Source organism: Neisseria sp. P0018.S001, from assembly GCF_051957355.1.
GTDB classification, from domain to species: domain Bacteria; phylum Pseudomonadota; class Gammaproteobacteria; order Burkholderiales; family Neisseriaceae; genus Neisseria; species Neisseria subflava_A.
The window spans coordinates 85,162-100,610 of the sequence record NZ_JBQCWN010000003.1 but is presented as its reverse complement, the minus strand read 5'-3'; the positions used below and the strand labels follow the sequence as shown (position 1 = coordinate 100,610).

Here is a 15,449-nt window from a genome sequence, read left to right as displayed (position 1 = left end):
ATGATCGAATTAACCAGAATCAACCTTCTCCCATATCGGGAAGAGATTAAACAGCGCAAGCAGCAGCAATTCAAAATATTGATGCTTGGCGCTTTTGCAGTAGGTTTGGGCTTGGCGGCCGCTACCTATCTTGGTATTGACAGCGCCATCAGCAATCAAGAAGGCCGCAACAACTTCCTGCAAACCGAAATCGACAGACTTGATAGAGAATTGGGCGAAATCGATAAACTTCAGCAAGAAAAAGAAGCCTTCTTGGCCAAAAAACTGAAAGTTGAAGAGTTACAGGAAAAACGCTATCAAGCGGCCTATATCCTTGATTCTTTGAATGCGCTTACGCCCGATAATACTTATTTGACCGCGTTGGAAGCCGAAAGTCCGACCAGCTATAAAATCAGCGGTCATGCCATCAGCGACAATAAAATTGCCGTTATGATGCGCTCCTTGCCAAGTACAGGTATTTTCTTGCAGCCTGAATTGTTGAGTATTAAAAAAGTAGATAACTACCAAGAATTTACTTTGAAATCTTCAATCAACCAAGTGAATACGCCGGCTCCTGCGCCAACTGCCCAAAAAGTGGCCGAACCTGTGGTAGAACCTGCTCCGGAGGCTCAATAATGGCATCTAAAAACCTGAAACAATTGGACGTACAAGATCTGTACCTGCTCAATATGCCTTCAAAACTTTTGCTGGCAGGTTTATTGATTGTTGGTATGTTGGCTTTGGGCTATGTCGGCGTATTTAAAGATCAGATTGAAACCTTGAATACGCAGGAAGCCAAAGAAGAAGAGCTGAAGGAAACCTTTACGCGTAAAAGCATTCAGGCGGCAAGCTTGAACAATCTGAAGGCTGAGTTGGCTTCGATCCGTTCTGCATTTGACGTTTTGTTGAAACAACTGCCGACCGACGCGGAAATTCCGAACCTGATTCAAGAGCTGCATCAGGCAGGTTCAACCAACGGATTGCGTTTGGACAGCGTTGCACCGCTCCAACCTGAAAACGATGGTCCGATTCAAAAACTGCCGTATCAGATTTCCATTACAGGCAAATATTCACAGATCAGCCAATTTACCCGTGATGTAGGCGATTTGTCGCGCATTATTACTTTAGATTCTTTAAAACTCGTGAACCCAGGCGAGGACAAAGACGGCAAAGGCAATAAAGGCGAGTTGACATTGAGCGCGATTGCGACAACTTACAAAGCCCGTCCGGCCGAAGAGATTGCTGCAGAATTGGCTGCGCAACAGGCACAAGAAGAAGGTAAACCTGCCGAGAATGAGCAAAAATAAAAGAATAGGGAAATCATGAAAAAAATCATCTTACTCTTAAGTCTTCTTCCCTTGGCAGCCTGTACGCAAAGTTATGAAGATTTGACTCAATGGATGACGCAAACCCGTCAGGAAGCGAAATCCAAGATTATTCCGTTTGAAGAGCCGACGGTTACATTGCCTAAGCCGTATAACCCTCCGAATTTTAAAGGCTTAAATGCGTTTGATTCACGCCGTTTGGACACTGCCCCTAAAGGCGGCAATGCGCCGGATATGAACCGTCCGAAAGAAACATTGGAAGCCTTCAGTTTGGAAAACATGGCCTTTGTCGGAACGCTGCAAAGCGGCGGCAAGGTTTCCGGATTTATCAAGGTCAAGGACCATGTTTATACCGTTTATCCCGGAAACTACATCGGTCAGAATTACGGCAGAATCCAAAGTATTACCGAAGACAAAATTATCGTGACCGAGCAAGTTGAAGACAGCTACGGCAACTGGGTGTACCGGAAGGCCGAATTGCCATTGAGCAGTAAAGAGGCGGATTCTTCCAATAGCTCAGATAGTTCGAATTCAAATTAATTTAGGGGTCTCACTCGATTATGAAAACCAAGCACATGACAAAATTATTTGCCGGCTTCAGCGTTGCCCTCGCTGTTCAGACGGCCTTTGCAGGCAATATTACCGATATCAACGTTTCCACTTTGCCTGACAACCAAAAAATCATCAAAATCCGTTTCGACAAAGACGTCACTACACCTCATGGTTTTGTAACATCTACTCCGGCACGTATCGCATTGGATTTTGCCAATACCAATATTCGTTTGCCTCAGCCTGTTTTGGAATATGCCGACCCATTGCTGAATCAAATTACTGCGGCGCAAAACAATGACCGTGCACGCGTGGTTTTGGGTTTGAACAAAATCAGCCAATACAATACTGAAATTCGCGGCAACGAAGTTTGGGTATTTGTAAACGAATCTACTGACCAAACCAATGCGGCCGTTGCCAATGAACGTGCGGCTACGCCGTCTACCGCGCGCGCTGCTCAGACTTATCAAGCCGTTTCAGCAGCCAATATTGATTTCCGCAAAGGCGCACGCAATTCCGGCATTATTGAATTGTCCGCCCCTGGTTTCAGCGGACAGCCGGACATCAAACAGCAGCGCGACCGTGTGGTTGTGACATTGAAAAACCATACGCTGCCGACACAAGCGCAACGCAGTTTGGATGTAGCTGACTTCAATACCCCTGTACAAAACGTTACGCTCAAACGTATCGGCAATTCTACCCAGCTCATTATCCGCAACAATAATGCGAATTGGGACATCAATACCAAAGCTTCTTCAGGCCGTTTTGTATTTGAAGTATCGCCTAAAGCCGCCAATACCGAATCCGGCGGCTTGAACCACAATGCAAACAAATCGTTTAAAGGCCGTAAAATTTCCTTGGACTTCCAAGATGTAGAAGTCCGTACCATTTTGCAGATTTTAGCGAAAGAGTCCGGTGTGAATATTGTTGCCAGCGATACCGTCAAAGGCACCATGACCCTGTCCCTGAAAGATGTACCTTGGGATCAGGCTTTGGACTTGGTTATGCAGGCGCGCAATTTGGATATGCGCCGTCAAGGCAACATCATCAATATCGCACCTCGCGATGAATTGTTGGCAAAAGACAAAGCCTTCTTGCAGGCTGAAAAAGAGATTGCCGAATTGGGTCCGCTGTATTCTCAAACCTTCCAGTTGAAATACAAAAATGTGGAAGAATTCCGCAAAATTCTGCGTTTGGAAGAATACGATAGCAATAATTCCAATACCCGCAATACTCTGTTGAGCAACCGAGGCAGCGCCTTAATCGATCCGGCTACCAATACGCTGATCGTGACCGACAACCGCGGCGTGATTGAGAAATTCCGCAAACTGATTGATGAATTGGACGTTCCAACCCGTCAAGTGATGGTGGAAGCGCGCATTGTTGAAGCAGAAGATACCTTCTTCCGCAACTTGGGCGTTAAATTCGGTTCCGGTGGTGCAAGTGGCCGTAACGCATGGGGCAGCAACTGGAGCAATGCACAAACCAACTACAATACCAATGCCTCGTTTAACCGTGGTGATGTCCGCTATCCTACTTGGTCTTTGGATCCGAACGTCAGCCTGCCGACCGCAGCCGCAGTCAACAGCATTGCGCTGGTGCGTGCGTTCTCGTCCGGTGCATTGGGTTTGGAAATCAGCGCGTCTGAAGAACAAGGTAAGAGCAAAACTATTTCCAATCCGCGCGTGCTGACACAAGACCGCAAAGAAGCCAAAATCGAATCCGGTACGGAAATTCCTTACCAAGAAGCTTCTTCCAGCGGTGCGACTTCGATTACCTTCAAGAAAGCCGTTTTGGGCTTGACCGTAACGCCGAATATTACGCCTGACGGTCAAATCATCATGACTGTGAAGATTAATCGCGATACCCCGATCGACTGTACCGTAGATTCTCTGACAACCAAGTGTATCAACACCAAACACTTGAATACCCAAGCCATGGTTGAAGATGGCGGTACGCTGATTGTCGGCGGTATTTACGAAGAAGAAAGCACCAATGCAGTGAACAAAGTACCTGTTTTGGGCGATATTCCTGTTGTCGGCAATCTGTTCAAATCACGCGGCAAACGTGAAAACCGCCGTGAGCTGTTGATCTTTATCACGCCGCGCATTATGGATAATGTGGGTAACAATCTGCGTTACTGATTTTTAAAATGACAAACAGGCATATCTGCAAAGGTATGCCTGTTTTGGTTTTCAGACGGCCTGAGATGAAAAGGCTGTCTGAAAAACGACGAACTTTTCCACGAAACCACCATATCGTATAAAATGACCCTCATGGAAAAAATCAACGGCAATTTAATTTTAATCGGGCTGATGGGCGCGGGCAAAACCACTTTGGGCAAGCAGCTTGCCCAAATGTTTGAATGCCCGTTTTACGACAGCGACTACGAAATCTGCACTTCTTCGGGCGTATCCATTCCGACCATTTTTGAGATGGAAGGGGAGGAAGGCTTCCGCAACCGCGAAACCAATATGCTGAAGAAGCTCGCTTCCCGGCGCAACATCGTTTTATCGACCGGTGGCGGCTCTGTATTACGCAGTGAAAACAGACAGATTTTGCGCCAAAACGGCACGGTTGTTTATCTGCATGCCAGCCCCGAAACCTTGCTGGAGCGTACCCGTTACGACAGCAACCGGCCGCTGTTGCAAGTTGCCGACCCTTTGGCCAAACTGCAAGAGCTGTATGACCAACGCGATACGCTGTACCGTCAAACCGCCCATCTCGTCATCGAATCCGACAGCTGTCACAAAACGCTCAAACGCCTGATACAGGCTTTAGGCGAATAAATACGTTTTGCAAAGGAATACCATGCGCACACTGACTGTCCAAACCCCGTCTCATCAATACCCTATCTTTATCGGACATAAACTGATTGAGCAGGCTGATACGCTGCTTCAGCCCTATTTAGGCAAAAAAGTAGCCATTATTACCAACGAAACCGTTGCACCGCTTTATCTCAAACAGCTTCAGACGGCCTTAGACAGATTGGGCGTGCCGCATTTCAGCATCATCCTTCCCGACGGCGAAGAATATAAAAACTGGCAGACGCTCAACCTGATTTACGATGGCCTGATGCAAAACCGTGCCGAACGCAAAACCACTTTAATCGCTTTGGGCGGCGGCGTGATAGGCGATATGGTCGGCTTTGCCGCAGCGACTTATCAGCGTGGCGCACCTTTTATCCAAGTGCCGACCACATTGCTCAGCCAGGTCGATTCCTCGGTCGGCGGTAAAACCGCCATCAACCATCCGCTCGGTAAAAACATGATTGGCGCGTTCTACCAGCCGCAAGCCGTGCTGGCCGATTTGACCGCTTTGCAAACGCTGCCGCAACGCGAACTTTCTGCGGGTATGGCCGAAGTCATCAAATACGGTGCCTTGGGCGATGCCGAATTTTTTGCTTGGTTGGAAGAAAATATGGCCGACCTGATGGCACAACACCAAGAAAAAATGGCAGAAGCCGTTTACCATTGCTGCAAAATGAAGGCCGATATTGTTGCCCAAGACGAAACCGAGCAGGGCATCCGCGCATGGCTTAATCTCGGCCACACTTTCGGCCATGCCATCGAAGCCGAAATGGGCTACGGCGTATGGCTGCACGGCGAAGCCGTTGCCGCCGGTTGCGTCCTCGCTTCTCGTTTGTCGCAAATTTTGGGCAAAACCCAACAAGCCGATACCGACTGCATTGCCGCTTTAATGGAAGCCGCCTCCCTCCCGTCTGCACCGCCTGTTTTCTCCTTTGAAAAATGGATTGAACACATGAGCCACGACAAAAAAGTCAGCAGCGGCATCATGCGTTTTGTCGGCTTGGAATACTTGGGCAAAGCCAATATCACCGAAATTACCGATATGGAAATCCTCCGCCAAACCTTGCAACCGTATTTGTGAGGAATGAATTAGGTTTACTTTAAAATATAAAAAGGCCGTCTGAAAGTCATTTTCAGACGGCCTTTGGTTTTAAAACGTTTTGATTCATCGGCTTAAAGATAGATAAACCAATTTGGGCGGGTCAATCATTTAAAGCATCTTTTTATCCAACTCGGCAATAATCAACAAGCCGCTGTCAAAGCGTCGGCTGTCGGCCAGTTTCAGACGGCCTTGATGGCGTTTGACAATGGTGTTTGCGATGGACAGACCAAGTCCAGTGCCTTGTTGTTCGGTGCCGAGAATGCGGTAGAAGGGGTCGATAACGCGTTGGCGTTCGCTTGTGGGAATACCGGGGCCGTTGTCTTCCACCCAGATGTTGAGGTATTCGGCGGTTTCGTCAAAGCCCAAATCGATGCGGCCGCCTTTGGGAGTATAGCGGATGGCGTTGTCGGTAAAGGTTTTGATGAGGGTGTAGATTTCGGTGTCATCGGCGTGGATTTGGCAGTCGTTTTCGACGGCGACGCCGATGTCTTGACCTTTGGCCAGCGCCAGCGGCATGAGTTCCTGCAAGACGCGGCGGAACTGGTTTTGCAGGCTGATCAGGGTTTTGGGGCGTTGGGTTTCGGGCGCTTGGGCGCGTGCGAGGGAGAGGAGTTGCTCGAGCAGGTGGCGGTTGCGCTGTATGCTTTGTTGCAACAGGGCGGACTGCTCGCGCGCTTCGGCGGACAGCTGCATATTGTTGAGCCTCTCTGCCTGAAGGGAAAGGGCGGTCATGGGGCTGCGCAATTCGTGTGCGGCATCGGCGATAAAGCGTTGCTGTTGGCGGACGTTTTCATCGGTACGTTGCAACAGGTTGTTGATGGCGACGACAAAGCCTTGGATTTCGCTGGGAATGTCTTGCGTGTCCATAGGCGAGAGGTCGTTGATTTGGCGCAGCTCCAAATCGTTGGACAGGGTTTTGACGGAACGCATGGCGCGGTGGGTAATCCAGACGGTGAGCAGGATAATCAGGGGCAGGGCGAGGAGCATGGGGAGGATGCTCTGTACGGCGGCCATTTCGGCCAGCTCTTCGCGGTAGTCGCTTTCCTGCATGACGGCGATGCGGCCTTGCTTGGTGTTGCGGGTATAAACGCGGTAGTAATCGTCGTCGTCGTCGGCCTGAATGGTGTGCAGGCCGTCTGAAATCTTCTCAGGCAGGCTGACAATGGGGTTGGGCGTATTGGGAAATTGAACGGAAATCTTGTTGTCGTTATCGAGCGAGTGATTCTCGTCATCGGCATCGCTCGGGTCGAGATAGTTCGCGACTTGGCGCAACAGGTCGTCTTGAACCTCTTGGGTCTCGTGATAAGTATCGTAATATGAAAATATGCCTGCAAGGATGGATAGAGGCAGGAGCATACAGATCAGGGCGAGGCTGATCTTGACTTGCAGGGATTGTTTGATGGTGTGGATAAGGCGTTGCATGGTTTGTGTGTTGGTGTTGTTGTGGTTTTTCAGACGGCCTGGTTGTTTTGTGCAACCAGCCAGCCGACCCCGCGGACGTTTTGAATCGCTTCTTTGCCGAGTTTTTTGCGTAAGGCGTGAATCAGGAAGTCAACGGCGTTGCTTTCGACTTCTTCGCCCCAGCCGTAGATTTTGTCTTCCAAATCGCTGCGCGACAGAATCATGCCCGGACGCAGCAGCAGGGCTTGGAGGACGGCAAATTCTTTGTTGCTGAGCATGATGGCCTGTTCCTGCCCGACCACTTCTGCCTGATGGGTGGAAGGGTTGAGCATGATGATGCCGTTGGTTAGTAGCGTTTGCGCCTGTCCGCCGTGTCGGCGCAATACGGCGCGCATACGGGCTTGCAGCTCCGCCATGTCGAAGGGTTTGACGATGTAGTCGTCTGCGCCGCCGTCTAGGCCGTTGAGGCGGCTGTGCAAATCATCGCGCGCGGTCACGATTAAGACGGGAACGGTACAGCCGCCGTTGCGGATTTGCGCCAATACGTCCAAACCGTCTTTGCCGGGCAAACCCAAATCCAAAAGCAGCAAATCGTATGCCTGCGCCGCCACTGCTGCGGCAACTTCCGAACCGCGGCTGACCCAATCGACAGCGTAGCCGGTGTCTTTCAGGTTGGCACTGACGGCTTGGGCAATCATGGCATCGTCTTCAACCAATAATACGCGCATGGAAGTTCTCCGTGAGGATGGGTGGACAGTGATTATAACCGCACTCAATTAGTAAAAATTTAGGAGCTGTCTAAAAACTGATTTTTTGCAAAAGATGAGGCCGTCTGAAATTTCGTTTTTCAGACGGCCTGTATGCTTCAATCCCGATTATTTAGGGTTTTTCTCAATCAAGGCAACCAATTGGTCGATATAGCCTTGAACAAATCCGCGCGCGGATTCGATGAGCTGGCCGTTGTCGTCAAACAGGGTAGGCGAGTTGCCGAGAAACACTTCCGGTTGGCCGGTCAATGGCATATCGAAATACGAAAGGGCAAGGCGCAGATTTTTTTGCGCGCTATAACCGCCCATTTTACCGACAGAATGGCTGATGATGCCGGCCGGTGTTTTTTTCCAGGCAACATCGGCATTGGGTTTGGAGCCGATGTCGATGGCGTTTTTCAGGCAGGCGGGGACGGTACGGTTGTTTTCGGAAGTCACGAACAATACGCCGGCAGAGGCTTTGATGGTTTCACGGAACTCGGTATAGCTGGATGGAGTGGGGAAGTCGGTAACGGCAGGATCGTCGTAGTCGAAGTTGTATAAAGGCAAATGGCCGATTTCGACGATTTGCGCTTCGTAGCCTTCGGGGAACATGGGAATGACGTTTTGTGCGACTTTTCGTGCGAACGAGCCTTTACGCAGGCTGCCGACCAAGATGCTGACTTTCTTTGACATGTTTTTCTCCTGTTTAATAATAAAAATGAAAACAATTCTAAATTTTAGTATTATCTGGGGAAGCGGTCAAGGTTTCAGACGGCCTGTCAAAATGGTTTATGCTAAAATAACGGTTTCGCTGATATTTCAAATTATTATGCACGCTTCTGATTCGCAAGAGGGTGAAACGGCACACGAATACTACGCCGACAATCCCGACTTTCCTGCTAAAACCATTGTCGCCACCTTATTCATCGGCGCATTTTTCGGCTATCTCAACGACACGCTGTTGAATGTCGCGCTTACGCCGATTATGAAGGATTTTGGTGTCGATAAGACCACGGTTCAATGGCTGACAACGGGCTTTTTGCTGGTCATGGGGGCATTTACGCCGATTACGGCAGGCGTGATTCAATGGTTTGAAACGCGCAAAATGGTGCTGTTTACGCAGGCAACGTTTTTAGCAGGATCGCTGATTTGCGTGTTTGCACCGACGTTTGGCGTATTGGTGGTCGGTCGGATGGTGCAGGCAGTGTCTGCCGCGTTTTTTGTCCCGCTTCTGTTTAACGGTGTGTTGTCGATTTTCCCTCCCAACAGGCGCGGAACGGCGATGGGTGTGATTACCATGATGTTTACCGCCGCGCCTGCAATGGGGCCGACGCTGTCGGGCATCATCATCGACCATACGCATTGGCGCGTGCTGTTCGGTTTTACCGCGCCGTTTATGTTGGCGGCGATGGTGCTGGCGGGCAAATATTTAACGGTCAATTTGAGCAACATCAGCCGTCCGAAAATTGATATGTTGTCGGCTGTGCTGTCGATTGTGGGCTTCGGCGGGTTGGTTTATGCGAGCAGTAATTTTGCCCATATGCCGCTGCTGGAATTTATCCTGCTCTTTGCTGCTTCCGTTGTACTGGTGGGGTGGTTTGCGCGCCGGCAGTTCCGTTTGGCTACGCCGTTGTTGAACCTTCGTGCGTTTGAATACAAACAGTTCAGATATTGCGTTGTGATTTTGGCCGGTGCGATATTCCTGTTTTTGGGCTTGGAACTGATGGTGCCGATGTACACGCAGCAAGTGTTGATGCTGACCGGTACGGCAACTGGCCTGATCCTGATGCCTGCCAGTATTGCCCAAGCGGTTGCCGCGCCTTTGTTCGGCAAATTGTTGGACAAAAAGGGCGGACGCTTTGTCGTTTTGCCGGCAACAGTGATGCTGGTGGTGTCGTTGGCGGTATTGTGGCTGTTTTTGCGGATTGATACGCAAGTGGTGATGCTGACGGCGATGTTTACGCTGTTGGCGCTTTCCGTGTCTGCTTGTGTAACCGGCGAAACCCATGGTCTGAACGCGTTGCCGAAAATGCTCAATCCGCACGGTGCGGCGATTCTGACCACCATCAACCCGATTGCCGGTGCCATCGGCGCGGCGTTTTTTGTTGGTGCGACCAATATCGGCGAGAAACTTTCCAGCGCAGATATGCCGCAACAGGCAATGCTGGACGGTATCCATTTGGCGATGGGTTGCGCTTTGGTTGTCGGTGTTGTGGTCGTCATGTTTGCTTTACGTTTGAAAGCGCATCAGAAATAAAGAAAAAGGCCGTCTGAAACGTTCAGACGGCCTAAGCACCTCGTAAGAATTTATAAGATTTTGTAACACAATGAAGTTAAAATGTATTTTATCAATCGGCCTGATGATGGCGGTTTGTCCGTCATGGGCTTTGGATTTCGGGCGTATTCCTGAAAATGAGATTTCTGTTTATGTGCAGGAATTGGACAGCGGCAACGTGATTGCCGAACACCGTGCCAATGAATTGCGCAATCCTGCTTCGACCATGAAGCTGGTAACGGCGTTTACCGCGTTTCGTATGTTGGGCGGTGATTATCGTTGGAAAACTGAGTTTAAAACCAACGGCCCAATCAAAGGCGATACGTTGAAAGGCAATGTGTATTGGGTGGGGAGCGGCGATCCTGTGTTTGACCAGCATGATCTGGTGCAAATGCAGCAACAGATGCGCGATAAGGGCATACGCCATATTGACGGACATCTGATACTCGACCGCAGCCTGTGGGGCGATGTGAAGAATCCGGATGATTTTGCTTCCGATTCTGCCGAAAGCTTTATGACGCCGCCCGATCCTAATATGTTGGGGTATAAAACCGTTGAACTGCGTGCTGAAAAAGAAGAAGACGGAAGCTTGGTCATCCGTACCAATCCGCCGCTTCCGAATCTGAACATTCAAAACAAATTGACACTTGAGAATAAAGAAGGGAAGTGCAGTGTTTTAAAAAACCACATGAAGACTTCCTATAAAAACAATACGCTGACCGTATCGGGCAAGCTGCCGGAAAGCTGCTTGGGCAAAGAGCTGTATCTGAATATGTATAGCATGAAAGAATTTGTCGGCAAAAGTTTTGTCAACCAATGGCGCCAACAAGACGGCACGATTTCAGACGGCCTGACGACAGGTGCTGCGCCTCATGACGCGCATGTGTTGGCGAGTCATCAATCCAAACCGCTTGCCGATATCCTCACCGATATGAACAAGCATTCCAATAATCTGATTGCCCGTTCGGTTTTCCTTAAATTTGCCGGACATATATCTGATTACAAGCAGGCGCAGGCCAAGGCCGCGTCTATCGTAAAAAGTGAGCTGGCGGTTGCCGGTATCAATACGGAAGGGCTGGTGTTGGAAAACGGCTCAGGCCTGTCCCGCGTAGAACGGCTCAATGCGCGAATGATGGCGCAAATGTTGGAAAAAGCCTACTTCAGCCCGTTTAAAAACGAGTTTATCAGTACGCTGCCGATTGCCGGTAAAGACGGCACGCTTAAAACACGCTTGAAACAGCCCGGTGAAAACCTGCGCCTCAAAACCGGTACACTCAAAGATGTCCGCGCACTGGCTGGGTATTGGTTGGGCGAAAAGCCGTTGTTGGTTGTCGTCATTATCAACAGCCAAAAGTCAACCGATTATTTACGCGACTTGGATAAGCTGGTGTCTAAAATTGTTCAGCCCGGTGGCGAACATTGGATTGATGCTAAGGCTTCCTGCATGATTAGGTATCAGGCTTGATAAGCTAAAAAAGGCCGTCTGAAAATGTATTGACGTTTTCAGACGGCCTTTGTGTAAGAAGGACAAGTATTTATGTCTATTTTGAAGGATAATTTAGGGATTTAATGGATAAGCGTTTGGTGTAAATCCGCTTGAGATAGATGGTTTTATCTTCGGTATTTAAGACGTATGTTTTAAGTTTTATTCCCACCTTCTCTTGTCTAAATAATCGGACTTTTTACGAAAAGGCATAAGGTACAGACGAAAAAAATACCGGTAAAAACCGGTATTTTTTATTTTTAACTTGATGGCGCGGCGGACGGGGCTCGAACCCGCGACCCCCGGCGTGACAGGCCGGTACTCTAACCAACTGAGCTACCACCGCGCATCCATTGTCAGGGACAATGAAAAGTAAAGTGGTGGGTGATGACGGAGTCGAACCGCCGACATTCTGCTTGTAAGGCAGACGCTCTACCAACTGAGCTAATCACCCAAAAAAGGGAGATACTGAAGAATCAGTATTTTTAAATAATGGCGCGGCGGACGGGGCTCGAACCCGCGACCCCCGGCGTGACAGGCCGGTACTCTAACCAACTGAGCTACCACCGCGCATCCACTGTCAAAGACAATGAAAAAGAAACTTGGTGGGTGATGACGGAGTCGAACCGCCGACATTCTGCTTGTAAGGCAGACGCTCTACCAACTGAGCTAATCACCCATGCGCAAAATTGCGAAGACGTTATTAAACCAAAAAATCCTGATGCGCGCAAGATTTATTTGCCGATAATTAGATGTCTCCCTGCAAGCACCAGTTTTCAAAGGAAATAATTTCTTCCTGTTTGCCTGCGACAACCAAAATGTCGCCGGTTTCCAGAACGAAATCAGGGTCAAGGTCTTGGATTTTTCCGGTATTGCGGCGGATAAACAATAGTTTCAGATGATGGGCGGTCAAGGGCAATTCACGGATGGTTTTACCGATGGCATGTGCCTCGCCTTGCAATGGGAAGGCATGGCGGCAGACGGCCTTGCTGTCTTCGTCGGAGAAGCTGTCATCATCACTGCCGACAAACAAGTCTTGCAAAGATGCATAGCGGCTGTGACGGATGTGGGTTATGGTTTGATAAACATGGTTGTAGGAAAGGCCGTGGCCCAACATGGCATAGCTTGCCAGCACCAGGCTGGTTTCTTTGGTATCGGAGACGGTTTCTTCAGCACCCATTTCGGTAAAGGTTTTAACGTAATCGTCATTGGTGGCGCGAACATAAACCGGCATGCTCGGATGCATGGACATGATGTTGCCGAGAACATGTTGGGTTTCATGCATATTGTTCAGCGTGATGACCACCATTTTTGCGCGTCCCAAGCCGGCGGCTTCCAAGACTTCGCGGCGTTTGGCATCGCCAAAGGAAACCGGCTCACCTGCGTTGCGTGCCACTTGTACGCGGGCAATATCCAAGTCAAGGGCAAAGTAGGGGATGCCTTCTTGCGCCAATACACGGGCAACCGATTGACCGCCGCGTCCGAAACCGATAATTAGGACGTGTTCGGATTTGCTCATGGTTTCCACCAGCATGGAGTGCAAGTCCAAGGCTTTCATGTCCCAGTCGGATTTAACAAAGCGGCTGACGATGGCATCGCTGCTGCCCAAAATGAATGGTGCGGCAATCATGGAGAGCAAGACGGCTGCAGTGGCTGCTTGTTCCAATTCGGGCGAAACCATATTGATTTTGCTGGAAATAGCCAGCATCACGAAACCGAACTCGCCGCCTTGTGCCAAATAAAGCGCACTCTTGAGGCTGTCGCTCGTAGGGTTTTTCATGCGCAAAGCGATGATGAAGACGACCAGTGCTTTCAAGACCAACAGGATTGCCAACAAAATCAGGATTTGCTGCCAGTTGCCGATCAGCGCCTGAATATCCAGCTTCATACCGACGGTAATGAAGAAGAAGCCCAGCAGGATATCGCGGAATGGACGGATGTCGTCTTCCACCTGAATACGGTATTCGGTTTCGGAAAGCAGCATACCGGCAACGAATGCGCCCAATGCCATAGACAGGCCTTCAAGCTCCGTCAGATAGGCCACGCCCAAAGTAACCAGCAAAACGTTGATCATAAAGAGTTCGGACGATTTGCGTTTGGCAACCAGTCTGAACCAGCGCGACATCACACGGCTGCCGACAACAAACAAAATGCCCAAGGTCAGCAACATTTTCAAACCGGCCAAGCCCAGTTCTACCCACAAGTTGCCTTCGCTGCCGCCAGCAAGTGCCGGAATCAGAATCATCAGCGGTACCACGGCAATATCTTGCATCAGCAAAACACCCATGGCCATTTGTCCATGTGGCTGACCCAGCTCGGTTTTCTCCGACAGAATGCGGCTGACGATGGCGGTGGACGACATGGTCAGTGCGCCCGCAGTGGCAAACGCCCAGTTAAACGGCGTGCCCATTGCCATCAAAATGCCCATAATCGAGAGCATGGTAATGATGACTTGCAAACCGCCCAAGCCGAATACGAGACGGCGCATGGCTTTGAGTTTGGGCAGGGAGAATTCGAGACCGATGCTGAACATCAAGAATACAATGCCTATTTCGCCCAAATAGTCGGTGGCATGGCTTTGCGGAATCAGTTTGAACATACCCGGACCGGCAATAAAACCGACCAAAAGATAACCGAGCATGGAAGGAATGTTGAACTTGCGACAGCAGATAACTGTAATGACGGAAACCAACAAGACAATGACAATGGGTCCGAGGGAGAATTCGTGCATAGAGTGGGCGGCCTTTCGTTAAGAGTAGCTATTGTTATATAGGCCGTCTGAAACACGTCGAAAACCGACAGCAAACCCAAATAAAAACGCACAGAATGAACTTCATTTCTGCGATTTGATTTCCCGTATCATGCTTATTTGGACTTACTGTTTCGAGCGTTATCTAACGGATTATTAAGATTATATCAAGATAGAATGTAAAGTAGTGTTTTGATTGACAAAAAAGGCCGTCTGAAATATTCAGACGGCCTTTAAATAAATGGTTTAAGGCATCAACATGCCGCCGTTGACATGAAGTGTCTGACCGGTAATGTATTTTGCCTGATCAGAAGCCAAGAACAAGACTGCATCGGCAATATCTTGTGCTTCACCGAATTTGCCCAAAGAAGTTTGCGCTTCAAAGGTTTTGCGGGTTTCTTCCGGTAGGGCGCGGGTCATATCGGTGTCGATAAAGCCGGGGGCAACGCAGTTGACGGTAATGCCACGGCTGCCGACTTCACGCGCCATAGATTTGGAGAAGCCGATTAAGCCTGCTTTTGCGGCTGCATAGTTGGTTTGGCCGGCATTGCCCATCACGCCGACAACGGATGTGATGTTGATGATGCGGCCGGCACGCTGTTTCATCATGCCGCGCAATACGGCTTTAGAGGCGCGGAAGACAGATTTGAGGTTGACCTGCATGATGTCGTCCCACTCTTCCTCTTTCATGCGCATTAGGAGGTTGTCGCGGGTAATGCCGGCGTTGTTGACCAGAATATCCAGTTTGCCGAATTCTTTTTCGATGTCGGCAATTAGATTTTCGATGGTTTCAGGTTCGGCAGAATTTAATGCACGGCCTTCGCCACCCCATTGTGCCAAGCGTTCGCCGATTGCAACCGCGCCACTCTCACTAGTGGCAGTGCCGATAACTTTTGCACCGGCCGCAGCCAAAGTATCGGCAATTGCCGCACCAATACCGCGCGATGCGCCGGTTACCAAAGCGATTTTGCCGCTTAAATCTTGTGTACTCATGTTTTATTCCTTAATTGCGATTGGAAAAATGGTT

Annotated in this window: 13 protein-coding genes and 4 tRNA genes; 8 read left to right on the top strand and 9 right to left on the bottom strand. The window is 49.6% G+C overall.

The features are described from left to right. From ACTHTJ_RS03305 to aroB, 6 genes are all read left to right on the top strand, one after another. Positions 1–615, top strand: coding sequence for a PilN domain-containing protein (locus tag ACTHTJ_RS03305; protein WP_070584715.1), 615 nt, complete (start codon positions 1–3; stop codon positions 613–615). Next, a complete protein-coding gene (locus ACTHTJ_RS03300; protein ID WP_070584717.1) occupies positions 615–1,286 on the top strand; it encodes a type 4a pilus biogenesis protein PilO in 672 nt (223 codons plus the stop codon). Before ACTHTJ_RS03305 ends, ACTHTJ_RS03300 begins: the two co-directional genes overlap by 1 nt. A gap of 15 nt (positions 1,287–1,301) precedes the next feature. Further along, a complete protein-coding gene (locus ACTHTJ_RS03295; protein ID WP_070584719.1) occupies positions 1,302–1,844 on the top strand; it encodes a pilus assembly protein PilP in 543 nt (180 codons plus the stop codon). Between the two features lie 20 nt (positions 1,845–1,864). Beyond that, on the top strand, positions 1,865–3,997 hold the full coding sequence (gene pilQ / locus ACTHTJ_RS03290) for a type IV pilus secretin PilQ (protein ID WP_070584722.1): 2,133 nt from the start codon (positions 1,865–1,867) through the stop codon (positions 3,995–3,997). A 132-nt stretch (positions 3,998–4,129) separates the two neighbouring features. Further along, on the top strand, positions 4,130–4,642 hold the full coding sequence (locus tag ACTHTJ_RS03285) for a shikimate kinase (protein ID WP_049333679.1): 513 nt from the start codon (positions 4,130–4,132) through the stop codon (positions 4,640–4,642). Positions 4,643–4,664: 22 nt separating this feature from the next. Next, entirely contained in the window at positions 4,665–5,744 is a 1,080-nt protein-coding gene (gene aroB, locus ACTHTJ_RS03280; RefSeq protein WP_070584723.1) for a 3-dehydroquinate synthase, read from the top strand. Positions 5,745–5,873: 129 nt separating this feature from the next. Here aroB and ACTHTJ_RS03275 read toward each other — a convergent pair whose 3' ends face one another. The 3 genes from ACTHTJ_RS03275 to ACTHTJ_RS03265 all read right to left on the bottom strand — a co-directional run bounded on the left by ACTHTJ_RS03275 (position 5,874) and on the right by ACTHTJ_RS03265 (position 8,608). After that, the gene (locus ACTHTJ_RS03275) at positions 5,874–7,187 is read right to left on the bottom strand and encodes a sensor histidine kinase (RefSeq protein ID WP_440360762.1); all 1,314 of its coding nucleotides are present in this window, start codon (positions 7,185–7,187) and stop codon (positions 5,874–5,876) included. A 29-nt stretch (positions 7,188–7,216) separates the two neighbouring features. Continuing rightward, positions 7,217–7,894 (bottom strand): response regulator, encoded by a 678-nt coding sequence (locus ACTHTJ_RS03270; RefSeq protein WP_049344268.1) that lies wholly within the window; start codon positions 7,892–7,894, stop codon positions 7,217–7,219. A gap of 147 nt (positions 7,895–8,041) precedes the next feature. Then, entirely contained in the window at positions 8,042–8,608 is a 567-nt protein-coding gene (locus ACTHTJ_RS03265) for an NADPH-dependent FMN reductase (protein WP_070587528.1), read from the bottom strand. A gap of 136 nt (positions 8,609–8,744) precedes the next feature. Between ACTHTJ_RS03265 and ACTHTJ_RS03260 the strand changes: the two genes are divergently transcribed. Both ACTHTJ_RS03260 and dacB read left to right on the top strand, forming a co-directional pair. Beyond that, positions 8,745–10,172 carry an MFS transporter gene (locus ACTHTJ_RS03260; RefSeq protein ID WP_440360763.1) on the top strand — a complete coding sequence of 476 codons (1,428 nt, stop codon included), beginning with the start codon at positions 8,745–8,747 and terminating at the stop codon, positions 10,170–10,172. 70 nt (positions 10,173–10,242) lie between these two features. Beyond that, on the top strand, positions 10,243–11,655 hold the full coding sequence (dacB, locus tag ACTHTJ_RS03255) for a D-alanyl-D-alanine carboxypeptidase/D-alanyl-D-alanine endopeptidase (RefSeq protein ID WP_049336968.1): 1,413 nt from the start codon (positions 10,243–10,245) through the stop codon (positions 11,653–11,655). A 287-nt stretch (positions 11,656–11,942) separates the two neighbouring features. On the opposite strand, the gene ACTHTJ_RS03250 is transcribed toward dacB, so the two are convergent. The 6 genes from ACTHTJ_RS03250 to fabG form a co-directional block, all read right to left on the bottom strand. Then, a tRNA-Asp gene (locus tag ACTHTJ_RS03250) sits at positions 11,943–12,019 on the bottom strand. Between the two features lie 32 nt (positions 12,020–12,051). Then, positions 12,052–12,127: transfer RNA gene (locus ACTHTJ_RS03245), tRNA-Val, on the bottom strand. A gap of 39 nt (positions 12,128–12,166) precedes the next feature. Further along, a tRNA-Asp gene (locus ACTHTJ_RS03240) sits at positions 12,167–12,243 on the bottom strand. A gap of 33 nt (positions 12,244–12,276) precedes the next feature. After that, positions 12,277–12,352 (bottom strand) — tRNA-Val (locus ACTHTJ_RS03235). 69 nt (positions 12,353–12,421) lie between these two features. Then, positions 12,422–14,404: a monovalent cation:proton antiporter family protein gene (locus tag ACTHTJ_RS03230; protein WP_049336355.1), complete on the bottom strand. Its 1,983-nt coding sequence runs from the start codon at positions 14,402–14,404 to the stop codon at positions 12,422–12,424. A gap of 264 nt (positions 14,405–14,668) precedes the next feature. Then, the gene (gene fabG / locus ACTHTJ_RS03225; protein ID WP_049336356.1) at positions 14,669–15,415 is read right to left on the bottom strand and encodes a 3-oxoacyl-ACP reductase FabG; all 747 of its coding nucleotides are present in this window, start codon (positions 15,413–15,415) and stop codon (positions 14,669–14,671) included. Between the last annotated feature and the right edge of the window lie 34 nt (positions 15,416–15,449).

Bases quoted from the DNA above. Each gene is read 5' to 3' on its own strand.
- ACTHTJ_RS03230 (WP_049336355.1), bottom strand. From the start codon at position 14,404: ATGCACGAATTCTCCCTCGGACCCATTGTCATTGTCTTGTTGGTTTCC.
- ACTHTJ_RS03275 (WP_440360762.1), bottom strand. From the start codon at position 7,187: ATGCAACGCCTTATCCACACCATCAAACAATCCCTGCAAGTCAAGATC.
- fabG (WP_049336356.1), bottom strand. From the start codon at position 15,415: ATGAGTACACAAGATTTAAGCGGCAAAATCGCTTTGGTAACCGGCGCA.
- aroB (WP_070584723.1), top strand. From the start codon at position 4,665: ATGCGCACACTGACTGTCCAAACCCCGTCTCATCAATACCCTATCTTT.
- ACTHTJ_RS03265 (WP_070587528.1), bottom strand. From the start codon at position 8,608: ATGTCAAAGAAAGTCAGCATCTTGGTCGGCAGCCTGCGTAAAGGCTCG.
- ACTHTJ_RS03270 (WP_049344268.1), bottom strand. From the start codon at position 7,894: ATGCGCGTATTATTGGTTGAAGACGATGCCATGATTGCCCAAGCCGTC.
- ACTHTJ_RS03300 (WP_070584717.1), top strand. From the start codon at position 615: ATGGCATCTAAAAACCTGAAACAATTGGACGTACAAGATCTGTACCTG.
- ACTHTJ_RS03260 (WP_440360763.1), top strand. From the start codon at position 8,745: ATGCACGCTTCTGATTCGCAAGAGGGTGAAACGGCACACGAATACTAC.
- pilQ (WP_070584722.1), top strand. From the start codon at position 1,865: ATGAAAACCAAGCACATGACAAAATTATTTGCCGGCTTCAGCGTTGCC.
- ACTHTJ_RS03295 (WP_070584719.1), top strand. From the start codon at position 1,302: ATGAAAAAAATCATCTTACTCTTAAGTCTTCTTCCCTTGGCAGCCTGT.
- ACTHTJ_RS03285 (WP_049333679.1), top strand. From the start codon at position 4,130: ATGGAAAAAATCAACGGCAATTTAATTTTAATCGGGCTGATGGGCGCG.
- dacB (WP_049336968.1), top strand. From the start codon at position 10,243: ATGAAGTTAAAATGTATTTTATCAATCGGCCTGATGATGGCGGTTTGT.
- ACTHTJ_RS03305 (WP_070584715.1), top strand. From the start codon at position 1: ATGATCGAATTAACCAGAATCAACCTTCTCCCATATCGGGAAGAGATT.